Source organism: Chitinophaga sp. SVR4-12A (assembly GCF_056754765.1).
The window spans coordinates 4,812,426-4,833,267 of record NZ_JBPGWP010000001.1 but is presented as its reverse complement, the minus strand read 5'-3'; the positions used below and the strand labels follow the sequence as shown (position 1 = coordinate 4,833,267).

The window sequence follows — 20,842 nt, the reverse complement described above, 5'->3', positions numbered from 1 at the left end:
GTTAATCAATTATTGAGGATATTATGTTGAGGTTTAATGCTGCTTCATCCATCACCAGGTCCATTTCTTCGGACATGGCTTTAAGGTCCTTTCCGCCTTCGGTCAGGTAAGCTCCGATCGCCCTGACGGTAGGCAGGCTAAACATCGTAGCAACGGAGATATTACATTTAAAATGCTCCGAGATGGTCTTGCTGAGCGCAATGATATTGATGGAATGACCGCCTATCTCAAAAAAATTGTCTTCTATACCTATTGATCGCTTATCTATCCCTAATAAATCAGACCAGATCTCAGCGAGCTTCTCTTCTGTTTTATTGCTGGCCCCGATATGGCCGACCTTATTCGAGAGCATTAAAGGAGGCGGAAGCGATTTTCTATCCAATTTGCCGCTGGTAGTCAGCGGAAATGCTTCCATTTGCATATAATAGGCAGGCACCATGTACGATGGAAGCAGATGTGACAGGTGACCGCGCAAGTCGTTTGATGAGATAGGCGCTGCAGCTACAAAATAAGCTACCAGGTATTTGTCATTGTCTTTTTCAATCATGAGGACAACTGACTCCTTTACCGAAGGGTAAGCATTCAAATTGCTTTCAATCTCTCCACAATCCACTCTGAAACCCCTGATCTTTACCTGGTGGTCTATTCTTCCTAAATATTCAATTGATCCGTCTTGGCGCCATTTGGCCACATCGCCTGTAGCATAGATCAGCTCACCGGGCCTGTATGGATTTTCAATGAATTTTTCCTGTGTAAGGCCTTCGTTTCCCAGATAACCCCTGGCTAAACCTGCGCCCCCGATAAATAGCTGCCCCAGGGAGCCTTTATTGACCAGGTGATTGTATTTGTCCAGGATGTACAGCTTAATATTATCTATTGGTTTACCAATTGGGATGCTTGTATTTTCATCGGCAAAATCTATTTCATGAAAGCTCACATCTACTGTTGCTTCTGTCGGCCCATATAGATTGACCAATCTGGTATTGCAGCTTTTATTCAGCGTGGCGCCAAACCACTTCACCTGCTCCGGCTTCAAGGCCTCTCCACTTGAAAAAACCTTTTTCAGGCTACGCAGTTTATAAAAGTTAAAATCCTGGCTCAGATAAGCGAGAAAAGCCTGCAGCATGGACGGAACAAAATGCATATCGCTTATCTTGTTTTCGTAAATGGCATCGATGATCGCATCCGGTTCCTTTTCTGCGCCCGGCTTCAACAGGCACACCGAAGCCCCGGTCAAAGACCACCAGAACAATTCCCATACGGAAACATCAAACACCACCGGCGTCTTTTGCAGAATCACATCTGATTCCGCTAAAGGATATTTTTTCTGCATCCATTGCAGCCTGTTTACCAGTGAATGATGTTCTATCATCACCCCCTTCGGCTTTCCCGTGGAGCCGGAAGTATAAATTACATAAGCAAGATCATGAGGACCAGCCTTTAACAGGGGTGCCGAAGGCACGGTTGTGTAGATGTCATCGGCACACTGATCCAGGTCGATGATTTCCCTTTCCATATTTATCCCTTCCTTAAGGTAACAGCCGCGGGTAATAAGAGCAGAGATACCTGAGTCCCGGATAATGGCATTGATCCTTTCTGCAGGAAATTTCGGGTCGATCGGAACGTAGGCAGCACCGGCTTTAAGTATTCCGAATACCGCCGCCATCAGGTTGGTCTCTCTTTCAAGCAGGATACCGATCAGGCGCCCGGGTTCCGCTCCTGCTGTTTTCTGTAAATAGGCTGCGAACTTGCCTGCCAGTTGGTCAAACGCTTCGTAACTGAGTGTTTGCGATCCAGATTTGACGGCATCATTCCCCGGCGTCTTTCTCACCTGGCTTTCAAACAGGTCTATAATAGTTCCCTCATGAAAATAAGGGGCGGCGGTATCATTGAAAGTGCACAATAGCGCCGTCTTTTCTTCCTCATCCAATATGTCGATATCGCATAGCAACACCGCCGGGTTAGCAGTAATTGCGGTAACGATCCTTTTGAAATAGGTTATAAATTGCTCTATAGAATCAGCACTAAACAGCGCATCGCTGTAGTTCATGTTCAGATAGATCCCCTCCTCTTTATTCATGGCCGACAAAGTGAGGTCAAATTTGGCGACGTCCTTTGTAGTAGTATATGAGCCCATCTTCATCCCCGGGATCTGGAATTCTCCGCCTTCATAATTCTCATAAACAAAGAGCACATCAAAAAGAGGATTCCGGCTGGTATCACGGCTTATTTTCAGATCTTTTATCAGCTCTTCATATTGGTAATCCTGGCATTCAAAGCATTTTAATATTTTACCTTTTACTTCTTTCAAAAAGCCGGCATAACTCATGTTACCTTCCGGGAATGAGCGGATAGGCAGTGTACTGGCGAACATCCCGATCAGACCTTCCAGGTCGGCATGCGGCCGGCCCGCAACAGGTGTTCCAATTACTACATCTTCTGTACTGCCCAACCTGCCCAGCAAAATCGAAAAAATTGAGAACAGCACCATATACAGGGTAGCTTCTTCTCCGGCTGCGAGCTTACGCAGCATAGCTGCTTCTGCTGCGGCTATCCTGAAAGCGATGGTTTCTCCCCGATATGCTCTCTGCATAGGCCTTGCCTTATCCAATGGCAGGACCAGCTGGTTTACAGGCTCAGCAAATTCCTGCAGCCAAAACGCCTTTTGCTGTAATACGGCGTCATGCTGCTGACGGCCCTGTTGCCACTCTGCATAATCAACATATCTCAAAGGGAGCCTGGACAAGGTCTCTCCCGTATACAACTTCATGAACTCCGCAATCAGCAGTTTGTTAGACAGCCCGTCTGTAATGATATGGTGCATATCTACACCGAGAACATGTTCATCATTGTTTAAGCTGACTATCATTACCCTGAAAACAGGCCCTTTATTAAGATCAAATGGCCTTATAAAGGAGTGCAGCAAAGGCTCCGGGTGAGAAGCCGATTGCCAGTCTATTTCAAAATCCGGTCGCTCGTTTACTTCCTGCACGGGCACACTACCCTCCAACCTGAACACCGTTCTGAGGCTTTCATGCCGCTCTACCAGCTTTTTAAATGTGTGGTAGATCCGTTCTTTATCTAAATGCCCCTCTATTTTCACAAACTGCGGCATATTATAGGCCACTGATGCCGGGTCCAGCTCGTAAAGAAAATAAAGCCGTTTTTGGGAGGAAGAAAGGGCATAGTTCTTTTTATTTTTTGCGGGGACTATTTCCAATGCTGCGGCAGTGCCGGAGTGCCTGATATGATCCGCCATTGCGGAAAGCGATCTGTATTTAAACACATCCTTTAAAGAAATGGCACTTCCAAACTCTTTTCTTATCCGGTTAACCAATATGGCCGCTTTTAATGAATGGCCGCCGAGCTCAAAAAAGCTTTTGCTGGTATCTAAGGTTCCAGGCGGTATTTTCAGCACGGCGCACCAGATCTGGGCAAGCGTCATCTCGATTTTAGTGAGCCGCTGTGCTGTACCTTCCTCCATACCCGGATCAGATTGCTCACCACCGGCGCTCTTCACAAGGCAATCTGCCTTTGATATTTTCTCCACGGATTGAAACGGCATGTCCGGGTAATTCACAAATTTCATTTCAAGGTTGGCAGCTACCCGGGCAACCAACGAAGTGAATTGATTTATCAGCAGACGCATGTCTGCAGGAGAAAAGAACGATTTTGAATAAACGAACTGGAAATCAAAAGACGATGCTTCCTCGTTTACAAATAGCGTGATAGGGTATTTAGCAGCCCCCTTTTCAATGTCGAATCCTGAAAAACCTACGAAATCGGAAAAGGCGGCCGGGGTTGAAAAATTATGAAAGACGAACATCGTGCGAAACAGATCCGATATAGGCGTTGTACGCTTACTATTTAACTGGCTTAAAATATCCGCCAGATCATACATCTGCATACTGTTGGCCGCTATCAGATGCGCATTTATTTTTGAAACCTCCTGAACAAAACTGTTTTCGGGGTCAATCTTGTAGCGGACAGGCAGCGTCTTGACGAACATGCCTACTATACGGTCTACTTCCTCCTGGACGCGTCCGGACGTCGGCACGCCGATTACGATTTCATCCTGCCCGCTCAGCTGGGCCAGAAAAAGAAAATAAAGACTAAAGAGGGAGGAAAATGTGGTGATGCCAGGATCGCCGCTTGCCTGCAGAATTGGCGTGAGCATGCTTTTTTCGATCCTGCATCCTATTTGTCCGCCTTCTTCCATCTCCAGGCCTGTTGCTGCAGCCATCACTGGTAGCTGCAGTTCCGGCAAGCGGCCTTCAAAAGCTTTCAGCCAGAAATGCCGGTGAGACAGGTATACTGATGTGTCGCGGAAATGATACTCCCATTCAGCATAGTCCTTATACTGGATCTCCAGCGGCTGCAGCGTTTCGCCGCTGCTCAGCCGCACAAAATCCTCATACAGATTCATCTGTGAGATGCCGTCGCAAACGATATGATGTGTGTCAAATAACAGGATATCCTCCTTTCCGTCCACTATGGTCAAAAGTGCGCATCGCACCAGGGGCGCCGTTTCCAGGTCAAATGGCCGGCTAAAAGCTGCTATTTTAGAAGCTACCGCGGCCGCTGTTCCTTGCAATTCTTCAATATTGATAACAACGGAATCTTCTACCACCTGCACAATCTCATCATCCTCCACTTTGAATCGGGTCCTTAAACTTTCGTGTCGTTCTGCAAGCTGGTTTAGCAGGGATTGCAGCCGTTGCTTATCCATTCCTTTATCCACCTTCCAGGCCACCGGCTGGTTATAGGCTATACTGTCCCGGTCCAGTTCGTAACTATAAAACAATCTTTGCTGTGCTGCTGAAGTATTGTAATACTCCCTGGAGGCCGCTTTTGAAATAATGTAGGAATCATCCTTCTTTTCATTTTTGACAAGGATGGCCTGGCTCTTAATTGTCAGGTTCTTAAAAAGATCGCTCAATGAAACCTTTACATTGAAGAGTTTATAAAACCTGCCGATCAGTTTCATCATTCCCAGGGAGTTCCCGCCTATGGCCTGAAAATTGTCCTCCGTTGAGATCTCCCGGTTGCCAAGTATCTCTTTCCATACTCCCAGGATGGCTGCTTCAATTTCGTTCGCCGGCAGCAGTAACGGCTGCCCCCTTTCCAGGGATTTTATAAGTTTCGTATAATCCACTTTTCCGTTGCTCAGCAGCGGAAACTGTTCCAGTTCCACAATATCTGAAGGGGTATGGCTACCGGGCAGATGCGCTGCTATATGATCAAAAAGCGCATCTTTCAGCTGAAGCTGAGCATCCGCATGTTCATTCCTCACCACAAAAGCTACCAGCCTTTCATCGGATGGATCAATACCGTGTTTAATGACAACCGCGTTCTTAACGAGAGACGAATTAAAGATGATCCTTTCCACTTCATCCAGTTCAATCCTAACCCCTCTCAGTTTTACCTGCCTGTCGTCACGGCCCAGCAAATCGATTTTCCCATCGGCCAGCAACCTTGCCTTGTCGCCCGTACGGAAAGAAACCATGCTGCTTTCCCCTTCCTGCTGAGGGTTTATCTTTAAAAATTTCTTTGCAGTCAGTTCCGGTGCATTCAGATATCCTTTGGTGGTATAGGGGGAAATAATGTACAGCTCTCCCGGAATAAGCTTTGGATTGGCCTTAATACCGTTGTTGGTGATCAGGAAATCAGTTCCATCTATCGGCTCACCCACTGGTATTTTGTCCCTGTTAACATCTGACGGCAGGATCTTATAGAAAAACCTGACCATCGTTGTTTCTGTAGGGCCATATAAATTAACTAACTGTATTCTTGCATCAAACAGCCGGTACCAATTCGCCAATTCAGCCGGGAATATTTTTTCACCAGACAGGAAAATATATTTTAGCTGGCCAAAGTGCGTTGGCGTAAGCGTATCCACGTTAAATATCCTTAATACACTTGGCACACAATGAATCACATTGATACCTTTGCTATCTATCCAGTCAATGAGCTGATCCGGGGTAAAAAAGTCATCATTACCCGGGGTTAAACAGATCGTTCCACCTGAAAAAAGCGGCACAAAAATATCACGCAGAAATGCGTCAAAATACGGGCTTACAAACTGACTATACCGGTACCCCTCGCTAAGTTCAAAAGCGCTCAGTTCCCAGTTAATAAACTGAAGGAGGCTGCTGTTCCTCCCCACAATACCTTTAGGCACCCCGGTAGATCCTGAAGTATAATATATATACAGGCTATCTTCGCCATTGTAGTCAGGACAGGCATCTGTTTCCGGCCATTCCTGGGCAGGCTGCCCGGAAATATGCTCCAGGTAATATTTATTCAAATGGCCATTATATCCGGCATTTATGCCGGCATCAGCCTGGGATGAAGTGATCAGGTGCTCCAGGTTAAGGTCTTCCAGCATCATCCTGATCCGCTTTTCCGGTAAGTTTCCGTCGATCAGCACAAAAACGCAACGGGCGTTCATAACGCCTATCATTGTTCCGATGATATCCGATTTGTTCGTTAGCTGGATGCCCACCACAGTTTCCTTCTCAAGGTTCATCCCTAAGAGGAATTGCGTCACTTTACCGGAGAAGCTCCGCAGCTGGTTAAAGGATATCTGCTCATCGCCATTTTCAATAGCCGTTCTATCTCCGTACTTTTTTAATCGCTTGATCAACTCAGATTGAAAATTCATGATTCAATATTTTGCTTTCAGAATAGGGGAGGACTAGTTGTTAAAAAATTCATCAATAAAGATCCCGAAGCTGATAACGGTTATCAACAGGTCGCTTTCAAATGGTGCGTTAATGGCAAAGCCTTCCCTGCTGTAGGTGTTTTTTAATCGTTCAATGCTATCCGCATCAAAAAAACCTTCCCGCTTTATTTTGGCTGATGAGAGGATATCATTTATATACTCAATATTATTCTGCAACAGGTAGGGGCTACCAGGGGCAACAAAACCAAATTTTTCACGCTCAACAATCTCTGCAGGCACCACCCTTTTGGCCATCTTCTTTAAAATATACTTTTCTGTATAATCCTTGAGCTTCAATTCAGACGGCACAGCAGCGCTGAATTCCACAAAATCCTTATCTAAAAAGGGGTACCTTACTTCAACAGAATTCGCCATTGCCATCCTGTCTCCATGATCAGAAATCAGGTGATCTACAAGCCTTATTTTGAAGTCAACATAGGCTCTCTTATTTACGAAATCCCTGTTCTTTATTTTACTTTGATCGATTACAAAATGATTCAGGCAATTAATGTCATCAAAACAATCGTTTACATCCCTGGAATATATCCCCTTTTTTACCAGATCAAAGTCCAGGTAGTTTCTTTCATAAAAGAAATCTTTATCGCCCCATATTCTTTGTCTAAGCAACTCCTCTTCCTTGCTGACAGGGTCCTTTGTCTGACTGCTGGCTTTCATCTTGTCAAACCGGTATCCCACATACCCTGCAAACAGTTCGTCTGCTCCCTCACCCGACAAGATCACCTTAATTCCTCTTCTCCTTACACTTTCTGAAAGCGAGAGCGATGCTGTATTGTAGGTTTCCTTGATAGGGCATTCACTATGATATACCGACTTACGCAAGCGTTCGCTGATATCACTATAAAAGAACACATCCTGGTTTAACTTTGCACCGCACCTTTTCGCCACCATCCGCTGGTATACCGACTCCGATAAGGCGGAGTCAATAAAATCTATTGAAAAAGCCTCTTTCTTCACCCCTGGCGACAGTTGATGGATTTTCATGGCGATCAAAGAAGAGTCCAGGCCGCCACTCAGGTAAAAGCCGGATGGAACGTCAGCGCGCAGGCGCAGCCTGATAGAGTTATCCAGTAATTCCTCCAGCCTGTCGATATAATATTCCTCATTATAATCGCCCATACCTGCAGCTGTTTCCTCTGGAAAATCCAGATCCCAGTATTTTACTTTGCTGATCTCCCCTGCAGCATTTACTATAATGAAGTGGCCATTCTCCAGGCTGTTGATATTCTTAAAAAGCGTACGGGGGCTTATAAGCCCGGCAAATGTGAATACCTGGTCAAGGCCCACCAGGTCTACCTCTTTTACCACCTGGGGATGTTCAAGGATGGCCTTTATTTCTGAACCAAAAATAAAAGTCCCGTCAATAAGGGTATAGAAAAGAGGAATAATGCCCATGTGGTCTCTCACACATACCAGTCTTTTTTCCAGCTTATCATACAAGGCAAAAGCAAACTGTCCATTAAGCATGTTTAAAAAATCCAGGCCATGCTCCTCGTACAAATGAACGATTACTTCTACATCCGATTTTGTTTTGAAGTGATGGCCCCTTTTGATAAGGCCTTCTCTCAGCTCCAGGTAGTTAAAGATTTCCCCATTACAGATCAACACCACATTACCGTCCTCATTGGTGATAGGCTGCATCCCATTCTCCAGGCCGATGATACTGAGCCTGCTAAATCCCAGTGCGATATTGTCAAAAAGCAGTTCATCCTGGGCATCAGGGCCCCGGTGAAAAAGCTTCCGATTCATTTTCTTTATTACTGCTGCGTCCTGATCAGACAGTGATCCTCTGAATTTTGCAAATCCACAGATACCACACATAAATGTTGTTATTAAGTGAAAGTTAAAAAGCTGTTTCTTCCTTTATAGACTCCCATCTCCAGGAGCCTCCGTGATAATGTGCTGCATAATCTCCGTAATGGCAGGATGCAGGGCCGCATAATTTAAGACAAGCCTTATCGTCGTTTGTCAATAGCAATATGTTGTCATACTTATGCTTTGTCGCGTGAAATATATTTGTCAGCAGGCCAGGCCCTGTTGTTTCCAGGATATCATTCTCCAGGGCAATATCTGTCCCTGACATTAATTTTGCAGCAGCCAGGAAATCAAGCCATAAACCATGATACGGCCTGCTGCCGAACATGTAACTGGCTATCCTTACCGGGTACTGATGCTGCAGACTGGCGCATGCTTCGGCAGACAAAATCTTTTCAACGCCCAGCACTATTTCCTTTTCGCACAGATCATCCAGCTGCTTGAAACAATACATATCAAGATCCAGGTAAAACCCACCCTGCAGGTAAACAATCATTGCCCGGAAAATATCCGCGCGCTGAACAGGCAGCTGATAATCGGTATACGCTTCTACCCAGTCGGGAAAATATTGCTGTACAATTTTGAGCGCATTTGCATCATCCCATATATTGATCTTCCAGGAGGGATGCAGCGCTTTTATTCTTTTCAGGAACCGTTCGTATTTTACAAGCTGGAAATCACCCAGGCAAATGAGGTGAATGAGTTTAGGAATTTGTACCATAAACAATCAGCGGTTTATGTATTTAATTTCACGGAACCATTTCATAATGATACCGTATCATTATTTCATCGAGTATAAAAGAGGCGCTGGTAGGGGAGTACTGGCCATCCAGGATAGCAGCGATCATTACACTATCCTTTTCCCGCAAAGGGGTGCTGCATTCGAAAATATAATTCCAGTGTGCATGATGCCAGGTATTACCACCATGATATATATAGATATACAAACATGGTAAATGCTCTATCGGCTGCAACAGGTTTAATTCAGCAAGATAATCTATAGTAGGAGTATCTTCACCAATATGCACTCCCTCATAGGGTTTGAGCAATAAGGTACTTTTTCTGCAAAGAATGCTTCCTTCCCATAAACGCCTGTTTGATATAAATGCTTTATTGGTAACAGCATCAAATACCAGCCAATTTGCCAATATGCTTCCTTCACACCCGCTTTCCTGAACTACGCGAAACTGCTCATATAACCTGTTGGCGTGGTACCAGTCATCATCATCCCACTGGCAGATATATTCTCCTGCTGCAGCACTAATGCCCAGGTTCCTTAACTCGCCCAGGGGCATTTTAGGGTTTACCCCTGCACAGACAGTCCGTATACGCTCCTGCGAAATAAAATGGCAGGACTGCAGATATGCAATAGTCGCATAGTCATCCTCCTCGTATACAATAATCAGTTCCTTGGCCGGATACACCTGTGCAGAAAAGCAGCCGATGGCCCTCTTAAGCATTGCAGGTTTCGCCCTGGTTACACATATACAGGAAATTACAGGAAACATATTTGTCATACAGTTGTTGTTTTTTTCCACCAGGTACCAGCGTAGTGATGAATACCGTAGGCCTTGGAGATCTTTTTTGTGATGCTTGCAGGCTGTACACCCTCATTCAGTTCAGCAAGTTCGTCTTTGGTAAGAGGGTACATAAAACAGGGGTCCAGTAATTTAATATCTTCTTTTCTTTCATAACTGTTGTACAACCTGGATAGCATAAAAGGCCCTGTTGTTTCCAGCACCTTATCATTAGGATGATCTGTGATCGTCCTGTTACAATTCAATTCCGAACAAAGCGCTTCAAAAAAACGGGAGCCTGGAACAGCACCCATAAATGCATTACTAATGATCAGCTGCTTGTTATGAATTTCGCAATGTTCCCGGGGCTCGCAACCAAAAACGCATGTGGCGTCGTCTACAATAGGCTCGATATTGGCAAGGCATTCAAAATCCAGGTCAACAAAAAAGCCTCCATATTTGTACAGTATGAAGTAACGAACCGCGTCTACCCGTTGGATATTAGTGGTATAACTGTCATATACCGGCAGGAAATAAGGAAAATGTACTGCTATGAAATTCCTGTTCATGTCATCTGTCCACAAAATATACTTCCAGTCGGCATGCCTGTCTTTCCATGTTTGGGCTAACTGACTAAAATCATCCGGTATATGCTCATTCTTCCAGGTCTGATGAAAAATGCGGGGTATGTTCATATAAAGGTGGATTTTACACTGCTTGTTGTTGGGCAATATTCAGATAATGCAATAAGTCCTTAACACTGCAATTATCATTTTCCGTGAGGTATAACAATATCTCTTCATAACATTGAACAAGGTCATCAATCAGCTCGCGTGAAAACAGGTCGACATTGTATTTCCATTTAACCAGCAAGCCATTGGGAGATTCTATCAACTGGCAATTGATGCCATACCAGATATTCTTATCCGCCATGTGTATTTTTTCCGGCTCGTCAGCGTCAACCTTTGCCGGATCATTGGAAAACATATAATTGACGCAAAAATCCGAGCTGGTGGTTAACAGGTCTTTATGCAGGTCCAGCATTTGCTGGTTATAAATCATATGGCTGATCCCATCCCCGATCTCGGCAAATGTCTGGGTGATGATATCATCTACCATTGCATTTTCTGTTATGGTGTATGGGAGATAGATGGCGCCCAACAACCAGCCTATAATATTCCGGTATCCGGGCACAGACCTGTTAACAACAGGTACAGATAACATAGTGGTCTTCCGGCCGGTATAGATGTAGTTAAGTAAGTAAAAGGCGGCAAATATAACGGCGGACACGTTGCTTCCGTTCCGCTGCGCCAGTTTCTTGATCGCTTTTAGTTGCTTTAAGCTGAATAAGAAAGAACAGGCGGCGCCGTCATGCCGATCCAGTATCTTCATCAGGGTGGGCACATCATTATAGTGCGCAGACGGCTCTGCAATATCGAAGGTCTTCTTTCGCCAGCGATATGCATCATAATAAGGCTTTACATTCAGCAATGTGCAAAAGGGGTCCAGCTTATTCTTCCAGTAGGCGCCCAGTTTAAGCGCATTGGTACGCTGCCAGTTGTTCTCCCGCTCACAAAAATGCCTTAACTGAATGGCTAAAGGCGCTAACGGAGGATGTTCTCCTGCAAAGAAAGCACTGTAAATAACCTCCAGTTCCTCCTTAATGAGTTTCATGGACCATCTGTCCATAAAAAGATGGTGCACCAGCAAATGAAAATAACAGCCGCCATTACGCATCTTAAACAAAAATATTTTTGTTAAGGGGCCCCTGCCGATATCATCAGCACTCCTGGCAGCATGGCTGTACGTTTCTCTTTTTGCCCGGCTGTATTCTTCTGTTGTAGCTACTTCAATATAATTTATCGCAAAAAGGCTTTTCTCATACGGGAGCGTTACTGATTTTACTTCACCATCAATGACCGGGAAAATGGTCCGAAGACTTTCATGCCTGTTGATAAAAAAGGCAATGGTATTCTCCAGCGCATCCTTATCAACAGCATCCATTTGTATGTGGATATCAGCAAATGGCGTTTCGTTGAAAGATCTTTCAGCAGCCGGCCTGGCTAATAAATTGATATACCCTATCTGTCCAACAAAGGGCTCTCCGATAATGCAGGTGGCGGGGTCATAATGTATCAATACCTCTTCTTCGGTAATTGTTTCACCTTCGCTTCCAGCAGGTACTGCCTGTATCCTTTCTTTTCTGAAAGACAGCAATGCCTTCCACCAGGCAAAGAAAGAAATCGCTAACCAGAATAGCGGATAAAGCGGAAGCATTACCCGGTGCCTTTGCCGGAGCTCTGGTCTTTCTTTCGGGCTTGATGCAAAAAGTATACTATAGTACAATACGCTCAACAAATAGGTGCCGGCAATGATGCCTGCTGCCAGTTTCCAGCTCATTGCAAAAAGCAGCAGCAGCTCTATCGGCAACAATAACATCAGGCCTACGCCTAAAGCATCCTGCAAAGTACGCAAGCCGATGCTTTTGCCTTTCAGAACGGATGTGTAGTAGTATAGCCTTTCCTTGAAGACCGTTTCAATGTATCCCAGGTACCACCTTTTCCGTTGTACCAGGAGCGCTTTAAAAGTTCTCGGCGGCCGGGTAAGCGCCAGGACAGCATCTGCATATATGGTCTTAAAGCCCAGCTTTAAGCCGATTACAGTAGCCTCGCGGTCTTCTCCATTCCGGTTGCCGCTGTGATTGGCATAGATCTGTAGCAGGAGCTCCCTTTTATAACAGGATCCCGCGCCAGGCATTACCGGAACACTTTGGTCCTTTTTATGAAGGTTATAATAGATACGGGCGAAGAAGTATTCCAGCTGCTGGAATAAGGAGGGCCTTCCCTGCCCTTCCAGCGGGATCATCCTGAAATAACAGCCCATAATCCCGGGCTCTTCATCGCAACGGTTAAGGGCATCTTCCAGGTGATGAAGATGCGCGAGGTCCGTATCAAAATCGGACAGGAGCACATACGGATGTTTTATGACGGCGGACACTATATAGAGTGCGCCCACTTTCTGCGAATTAGGGCGAACAGACGCAAAATAAAAACAGCCGGGGTGCTCGGCACAAAATTCGGCTATGCGTGTCTGACTACCATCTGTAGAGCCGTCGTCGATTAAGATAACATCCAGTATATGCTTATATTCCGATGCTAATTTCCGGAAGTAGTGTAACCTTCCTTCCAGGTCGAAATTTTTTCCCTCGTTGTATTGTGGAATCAATAATGCCACTCTCTTTGTATCACCTGGCGCCGCGCCAACCCATCTCATCTTGACATCTCGTTCTCTGATCTTTGCATTCATTTTGCTTAAAATATAGAAATTAGACAATGCTCATATCCCCAATAACCATACGTTCGTTTGCGAGTAATTTGCCCGTTATATGCACCAGGTTCTCACAGACCAGGTTGATGCTGGTACGTTTGAACAAGGCGTCGTTATATACAACGGCAGCCGTGAGGCAGCCGGCTGCCTTCTTGAAGCAGAAAGTCAGGTTAACTTTGTCAATGATATTTGTATTTAGGTAGCTGGATATGGACAGACCTGGAATTTCCGGGAGAGAGACAGGCGACACGTGTTGTGATTGCACAAGCACGTTCACCAGACCGGACCTGGCCCTTTCATTTGACAGCGACAGTTTTTCTATCAGCATGTCATAGGGATACAGGCCATATTCGAGGGCGTCGTTCAGCGTTTGCTTTACCTTCTGCAGCACATCTTTAAAGCAGTCCTTGTCCGGATCCAGGATGATCCTTATCGGCAACACATCGATATACAGCCCCACCTGGTCTTCCAGCTCGGGGTGATTCCGCATGGTTACCGGCGTGCCGATAATGATATCGCGTTGTCCGGTATAGCGGTTAAACAGTATACTGACGCCTGCAACCAGGGCTGCCAGCAGGCTGGTATCATGCTGGCGGGCCACCTGCTGTAGTAAAGTGGTCAGGTCGGCGCTGATATCAAAATCAACACTTTCCTGGCCCGGAAATACAAGGCTATTCCCTGGAAAATCGGCAGGCAGCTCCACGGGAGCCGCTTTATCGAGCCGGTTCATCCAGTAGTTTTCCAGCGCCTTGAGCTGGTTTCCCTGAAGCTGGGAATTTTTCCAGGAAATAAAATCCTTATACTGTATCCTTAAGGGGGCCAAAGGATTCTCAAGCTGCTGAGAATATGCATGATAGAGGGTAAAGATTTCCCTGAGTATGATCTTCAGCGACCATTCATCGGAAATGATATGATGCACTGATAGCATAAAAATGAAGCGGGCCTTCCCCAGCTGGATCAGCGTATTTCTCAGTAAGGGACCTCCCTCCAGTTCGAAGGGGAAGTCCTTTTCTTCGTCAATGATCTCAGCGGTGAGTTCCTCCTTATTTTCATAGTTGCTGATGTCTATATGATTGATTGTCAAACTAAACAGCGCTACAGGGCCAACCAGCTGCCTGGGCATTCCTTTCCTGGAAATGAATGAGGTTCTGAGGCTTTCATGGCGCATGATGACAGTGTCAACTGCGCGTTCCAGGCTGGCCACATCCAGCTCACCTTCAATGGTAGAGCAGAAAGACAGGTTATACCTCAGCTTTTCCGGCGCCATCCGTTCCGCGAGCCAGATGCGTTGCTGAGCGTGAGACAGCTCATATGATTCGGCCGGCTCGGTGGCAGGTATACTGTTGTACTTTCCGGTGGCTGGTTTTCCTGCAACTAGTATGTTTAACGGTTCAATCATAATGTTGGTACTTATATTTCAATAGAAGGCAGAGCTTCGCTGATTCAACTCACAGGTTGCTTTTTCAAGGCAGAGCTTCGCTCATTCAACCCACAGGTTGCTTTATTATTGAAATAGATGTAATAATTGAAATAGATGTAATAAATAATGCTGACAAATGGCATTATTGGCCGTATCGATATAAGCGTATCGATGCTGGTTTCCTAGGCTACTTCCATGAGATCGTCAACCGACACCTCAATGGACACTGCCTGTTTGAGAAGGGGAAGTCTGATGAGAAACCGTCCCTGTTTATTAATTCGCCGAATCAGCACGCCTTTCATTCCTGCAAAAGCGCCTTGTTTTATCATTACCAGATCTCCTTCCGAATAATATTGCTCGCTCTGAATGCCGCTTCCCTGCGTTTCAATAAGCCTGATTCGGTCGATTTCGCTGGATGAAATGACGGCAGGCTTGCCTTCGGTAGTGACAAACTTCACTACGCCCGGGATCTGTAAGAGGTGTACCCCCTTGCGGTGGTCTGTCTTAACGAAAATGTAGCTGGAAAACAATGGTTCCTCGATCTTCTTGATCCGGTCACTCCAACGGCGGGTCACCGATCTGACTGGCAGGTAGTTCTCAAAATGAAGGTAGTCCATTTCCATGCAAATCTTTTTCTCAAATTTTGGCCTGGTATACAGCACGTACCATTTTAAGTCCCTGAGATGTTGTTCCATTGTAAAGCTCATTTAAGCGTTATCACATATTGATTTTATGCTATATTATAGCAGGTATGCGCAGACTTCGCGCTTCCGGTAGTGGAAACCGGCTTTGCCATCATCATGCCTGTCAGGGTGATGGTAGTAACGGTAGTATCATTTTTCTTTCCTTGTGAAACCTGGCCGGTAGTTCTTTTGTAACGGAAAAGGGGTTTGGCCTGGATAAAAAACTGGGTGGTGGAAGTGTTCATAGTATTAAGTGTTTTGATTTATGTAAGCAATTTACACCCTCAAATCACCCCCTTTCAAATAATTACACCAATACATTCTTTCCGTAGATATATTTTAGTATTTTAGAGACATGAGTTTTTTGCGCAATTGGGTTTCGGCGCGCATCCGCGATAAAGTCCTATTTTACCACGTTTTAGGTTGGGCCCTGTTTATCCTCTACGAAGTTTCCTTTGTAACCTTACTAATAGGGGTTCCCACCGGCAGGAATGTACTGTTTGACTATATATTGCCTTATGTGGTCAATATCGGGCTATTCTATTACCATGCCCATGTTACCCTATCCTACTCCTTCGGGAAAAACAAGCGGAAATACGGGCTCTTTGTTATACTCCTGGTGGCCGGGCTTGGCCTTTACCTTTACCTGATGACGGCGATAGACACCCTGGATCAGGGCAGGTCTTCCAGCGCCTTAAACCAGTTCCTCTCAGGAAACAAAACCCCGCTGCTCCGGCACCTCTGGCGGGGCATCTACTTTACCGGCTTCAGTTCCGCCTATTGGTTCGTGATAAAGAGCATCGTTGCCGAAAAGAGGATCCGGTATCTGGAAAAGCTGCAGATGCAGCATCAGATCGATAAAAGCAACCTTGAGAAAGGCTATATCGAAATGCAAAACGCTTACCTGCAATCCCAGATTAATCCGCATTTGATCTTCAACACGCTTAATTTTATCTACAATAATGTTCAGCAAGTGTCAGAGAAGGCATCCGACGCGGTTCTTCTCCTGGCGGAGCTGATGAATTATTCGCTACGCGAACTGGAACCAGACGGAAAAGTAAACCTGGAAAAAGAGATTGAGCAGATCAGGAATATTATCAAAATAAACCAGATAAGATTCAATAATAAATTATATCTTGATGTAGAGTTTAACGGGGACTTCAGTGATGCCAGGATAATTCCTATGGGTCTGCTGCCGTTGATAGAAAATGTATTCAAACATGCCAACTTAACAGACAAAGAGTACCCGGGAAAATAACCATCAACTACAATGGGGAATATGTTGAAGTAGTAACCTTAAACAAGAAAAAGACACGTACGAAAATCGTTAGTCATGGAATAGGATTGGTGAATATGCACAAACGACTTAATAACCTCTACAAAGACGCTTACACATTTACAACCAAAAACGGCGAAGACGACTTTTATCTTCATTTAGTTATAAAATTATAACCAGCGGGTGACATGATTAAATGCTATATTGTAGATGATGAACAGCATGCCATACAGGTTTTAGCCAACTATATAGAGATGACCCCGGGCCTGCAGCTCATGGGAACCTCCGAAAATCCCCTGGAAGCCCTACAGATATTCAGGGAAAAGGGTTATGCTGATATTACTTTCATTGATATTGACATGCCGCAGCTATCCGGAATGGACCTGTCAGACCTGCTGCACGAAAAGACCTCCATCGTATTTGCCACCGCTTACGATAAATATGCACTACAGGCCTTTGAAAGGAATGCGTTCGATTACATCCTCAAACCCATATCCTACGAGCGGTTCCTGAAATGCATCAATAAGCTGAACAGCCGAACGGTCAAGAATGCACAGGAAGAAGAAAGCGTACGGGATCATTTCTACATTCAGTATGAAATGAAGGGGAAGATCATTAAACTTGAGTATAACGATGTTATTTACATACAGGCCCTGAAGAATTACGTAATCATCCATACCCAGAAAGGGAAGTATATTACCTACCTCACGATGAAAGAAATGGAGGAAAGCCTGCCTTCCAGCGTCTTTATGAGGGTCCATAAATCTTTTATCGTCAACCTTGCGCAGGTGAGCGCCATTGATGGCAATGCCATCCAGCTGAAGGATAAGACAGAACTGGTATTGGGTGTAAGCTACAAGACCGCTTTCTTTAATCAGTTGAATGAAAAAATGATCAAGACAAAAAGGTCACCGGGCAGTTAATTGCCCTTTATACATCTGGGCGCTATAGTGCCTGTAGAGCAGGTAATAAATGATCAGTTCCTGCCTCCTGGGGGTTTGTACAAAAAGGCGGTTCAAATGCATGTGTATCATATCTCCTATAATACCGGCCGGATCTGCCTGGCGAGACTTTCTTACCCTGGCGGCGATCAGCTTTGAATGTCCGAAAAGATCATCATAGTATTCTCCCATCTCTTCTCTGAGCAGATAGAGCCGCTGTTGTATATCGTTCATTTCCCTTCGCACATCGCCATATTTTCTTTCCAGGCTCTTCTTGAGGTCCTTATCTTCGCCATGCTCGCGGTAAAAGGCAGTGTAGAGGTCCTGAAACAGGGAGATGCGCTGCTCCGGCGCCAGTTCAAAAGCATCCAGTATCTCATTTACCGATAACATGATCACGTCCAGGTCATAGGAGTATTGGGATCCTTCCTGCTCCGTACGACTGATATAATCAGTCATCAGCAGGCTGCTGGAAAAGAAGAAAGACTCCACATCCCCGATATCGGCAGGCGCATACCGTTCCAGCTCCCGGATATATGTGTCAATGTAATATTTCTGTATCTTCCGCTCGTCCAGCAATATCTTCAGCCTCCTGCTAAAAGCAGCTATCAGCATTTCCAGTGAGCCGTCTGTTACATGCAGCCTCAAGCGAATATGGTGGTCAGGATCTGTATAACGGACGTAGAACCATTTATCAATAAGCTTCCTTTTATACACTCTGTGCAGCAGCGGCGCAAGTACATTACAGAGCAGCTCATTCGTTAACACCGGATGACAGTATATCTTGAAATACAGCCATTCCGTACCGGGCATAAAGTTTCTGTTATTTTTCCTGTTGCCGTCAAACTTGAGCTGGCCGGGAACGTCGTATACAGCCTCTTTAAGGTACATCGCCGCTATATACTGGCCTATGAGCGGCTTATTATGGGCATCTGTTACAGCAGCGGTATTGTGCTCATTCATAAGAAATTCGGTCAGCGTAATGCGCCCGGTGTTTTTGATGGCATCCAGGAACAATAACACCTCTTCCTGCTTGTCCCTGTCAAATACCAGCTGGTTATCATGATGGGTGAGCGTAAAATAACGGGGCAAACCGATCTGCCTGGCCAGGCGGATAAATGATTCGTAACATTGCTCCGGGCTGCTGTTCTTTAACCAGGAAAAATCGCCGGCAACGAGATGCCAGGTTGCCAGGCTTAATATCGTGGACTTATACACTACACGGGGATAAAACTTCAGCCCCGGAAAGAAACTGCTCAATTCCAGCTTGAACGCCGTTTTAAGCCCCTGGTACTGGAGATCGCACAGGAAACGGAATACCGGCAGCTCGCTGTTGTTATGATTAAATGCTGAACTTAAGCGGGGCACTACAATCGTATTATGTTTTCTGGACCTTAAAATGATCTGGTCGTTCTGCACAGATATAAAAAGATCAGACAGTGCGATCTGTCCATCCTGCTGCAAGGTTGAAGTAACAAGAACGGGTATCTCATAATCCCTGATATGCTTTCTCCTGTTAATGTTGGCGGCATGAGGATCGCATAAATGTGCAATCTCAGCAAACAACACACCGCTATTATGTGCTTGCTCTGTTTGGGCAATTTCCCGGGCAGCAGCCAGTACTTCATCGCTAAAAACAGAGAAACGGCCAACCAGTGAAGTTGCAGATGCCCCACCGGCGCTTTCAAGATAAAGCATGTCATTATGCATCCTGAAAACTACAGAGATACTGGGAGGCAGCTTGTAATGTGCATCGTCTTGCGTCATCCCCGCCAGGTCCTTATCTGAAAGCTCAATCTGGTAATTGCCCTCTGCGTCAGTTTTCTGTTGCAGCCGGTTCAATAACAACGAATGCCCCGCCGTCCACTTCAGATATTGATCGGTACCCTTATTGCCACCATCAAATCTCACATCTTTTAACAAAGCGTCGTCCCGGTAAACTACTTCTTCCTGGTTTTCATACCCTATACCCAATTCCGGGTCCAGCGCCGTAAGCAGCGGTATTTCCCTGCCTTCAAACTTTCCAGTGAACGCACGCTTAAAATCTTCCAGCTCCGCGCTCCTGTGCATGGGTATCAGCGTATTCAGACAATGCAGGCCATCATGTATCATCTGCTGAAATTTGACATCAAGCCCTCCTGCTGTCTGGCCACGGTCAGTAACGCTATAGAAAAAGCTCCTGATGTCCTCCGGCTCATTTAACATGCTTTCCACCTGGCCGGCATACCTGAGAACATTGTCGAACTCATTTATATCCGTCTCATTCAGTCCGTTCAGGATTATTTGTATCTTCTCCAGCTCGTGAGACCATACCCCTTTTGCAGCAAGATGTTCCATCAGGTCTTCCAGGCATCCTTCTCCTGTTATGCTGGCGCCCCACAATGGCAGGATGATCTGCTCACCGATAAGCTGGTCTATCATAGCATCAATAGCTTCCGGCTCCCACGCCGTCTTCTCTGTAAGGAATTGGACTATTTCGGACAGCATCTTTTCACTGGCACAAAATGCAATGATATCGCTGAGGATTTTGTTCTCCGTTAATGAAATAACGGAAAACGATCTTTTTTTCCTGGCGTCTTTATCATGCCTGATATACCTGAAATGTTTGGAAACCTTATACAGCGAAGCGTTTACCCTATATTGCAGTATATGCTTTGCCTCCGTGCAGACAAGCGTTTCGCAGAGCTCAAGCTCCGGCAGATAATCCAGCTTGATATGCGTTTCGCCTTTGCCATTGTTCAACCGTATTTGTTCTTCCTGCTGGCTCCATACCGTGGTAGCAAAAGAAGAAAATGCGCCGAAAGGAGTTGGCCTGAAACAAGCCCGGTTATAATACTTGCGGAGCGTGTTCTGCTGTGCGCTGCTCAGGTCCTGGTAGTTGAACCCACGCTTCTCCAGCTCCCGGTAAAAGTCCGTACTGGCAAGGTATAACGCTGCCCTGAAAAAATTGCTTTTAAGCAGCTGGTCATAATCAGCGGCAAAATAGTCCTGATAGCTGAAGCTGGGATTTCTTAGCATCAGCTTTGGAAAGAAAGCATAATCCATATACGTGGTTTAGACGGGTTATTTGTACTCAACTTGGCACTCTCGCTACACTGCTGGAAATGATTAATATGCGACA

Annotated in this window: 12 protein-coding genes; 2 read left to right on the top strand and 10 right to left on the bottom strand. The window is 45.5% G+C overall.

Annotated features, from left to right (window positions below):
• Nucleotide 1: 1 nt before the first annotated feature.
• From ACR9Y8_RS19900 to ACR9Y8_RS19860, 9 genes are all read right to left on the bottom strand, one after another.
• The gene (locus ACR9Y8_RS19900) at nucleotides 2-6,664 is read right to left on the bottom strand and encodes an amino acid adenylation domain-containing protein (RefSeq protein WP_481214999.1); all 6,663 of its coding nucleotides are present in this window, start codon (nucleotides 6,662-6,664) and stop codon (nucleotides 2-4) included.
• A gap of 33 nt (nucleotides 6,665-6,697) precedes the next feature.
• Entirely contained in the window at nucleotides 6,698-8,563 is a 1,866-nt protein-coding gene (asnB, locus tag ACR9Y8_RS19895) for an asparagine synthase (glutamine-hydrolyzing) (protein WP_481214998.1), read from the bottom strand.
• Between the two features lie 22 nt (nucleotides 8,564-8,585).
• Nucleotides 8,586-9,278, bottom strand: coding sequence for a glycosyltransferase family 32 protein (locus ACR9Y8_RS19890; protein WP_481214997.1), 693 nt, complete (start codon nucleotides 9,276-9,278; stop codon nucleotides 8,586-8,588).
• A 28-nt stretch (nucleotides 9,279-9,306) separates the two neighbouring features.
• Complete coding sequence (locus ACR9Y8_RS19885; RefSeq protein WP_481216237.1) at nucleotides 9,307-10,065, bottom strand: glycosyltransferase family 2 protein; 759 nt, start codon at nucleotides 10,063-10,065, stop codon at nucleotides 9,307-9,309.
• A 5-nt stretch (nucleotides 10,066-10,070) separates the two neighbouring features.
• Nucleotides 10,071-10,769 carry a glycosyltransferase family 32 protein gene (locus tag ACR9Y8_RS19880; RefSeq protein ID WP_481214996.1) on the bottom strand — a complete coding sequence of 233 codons (699 nt, stop codon included), beginning with the start codon at nucleotides 10,767-10,769 and terminating at the stop codon, nucleotides 10,071-10,073.
• A gap of 13 nt (nucleotides 10,770-10,782) precedes the next feature.
• Entirely contained in the window at nucleotides 10,783-13,380 is a 2,598-nt protein-coding gene (locus tag ACR9Y8_RS19875; RefSeq protein WP_481214995.1) for a condensation domain-containing protein, read from the bottom strand.
• Nucleotides 13,381-13,399: 19 nt separating this feature from the next.
• Nucleotides 13,400-14,800 carry a condensation domain-containing protein gene (locus ACR9Y8_RS19870; RefSeq protein WP_481214994.1) on the bottom strand — a complete coding sequence of 467 codons (1,401 nt, stop codon included), beginning with the start codon at nucleotides 14,798-14,800 and terminating at the stop codon, nucleotides 13,400-13,402.
• A 203-nt stretch (nucleotides 14,801-15,003) separates the two neighbouring features.
• The gene (locus ACR9Y8_RS19865) at nucleotides 15,004-15,516 is read right to left on the bottom strand and encodes a UpxY family transcription antiterminator (protein ID WP_481214993.1); all 513 of its coding nucleotides are present in this window, start codon (nucleotides 15,514-15,516) and stop codon (nucleotides 15,004-15,006) included.
• 35 nt (nucleotides 15,517-15,551) lie between these two features.
• Nucleotides 15,552-15,749 (bottom strand): hypothetical protein, encoded by a 198-nt coding sequence (locus ACR9Y8_RS19860; RefSeq protein WP_481214992.1) that lies wholly within the window; start codon nucleotides 15,747-15,749, stop codon nucleotides 15,552-15,554.
• Between the two features lie 110 nt (nucleotides 15,750-15,859).
• On the opposite strand from ACR9Y8_RS19860, the gene ACR9Y8_RS19855 reads away from it, so the two are divergent.
• Together ACR9Y8_RS19855 and ACR9Y8_RS19850 are read left to right on the top strand one after the other, a co-directional pair.
• Nucleotides 15,860-16,762 carry a sensor histidine kinase gene (locus ACR9Y8_RS19855; RefSeq protein WP_481214991.1) on the top strand — a complete coding sequence of 301 codons (903 nt, stop codon included), beginning with the start codon at nucleotides 15,860-15,862 and terminating at the stop codon, nucleotides 16,760-16,762.
• Nucleotides 16,763-16,968: 206 nt separating this feature from the next.
• Complete coding sequence (locus ACR9Y8_RS19850) at nucleotides 16,969-17,703, top strand: LytR/AlgR family response regulator transcription factor (protein ID WP_481214990.1); 735 nt, start codon at nucleotides 16,969-16,971, stop codon at nucleotides 17,701-17,703.
• On the opposite strand, the gene ACR9Y8_RS19845 is transcribed toward ACR9Y8_RS19850, so the two are convergent.
• A complete protein-coding gene (locus ACR9Y8_RS19845; RefSeq protein ID WP_481214989.1) occupies nucleotides 17,689-20,766 on the bottom strand; it encodes a lantibiotic dehydratase in 3,078 nt (1,025 codons plus the stop codon). The two genes, ACR9Y8_RS19850 and ACR9Y8_RS19845, sit on opposite strands and share 15 nt — an antisense overlap.
• Nucleotides 20,767-20,842 lie beyond the last annotated feature (76 nt).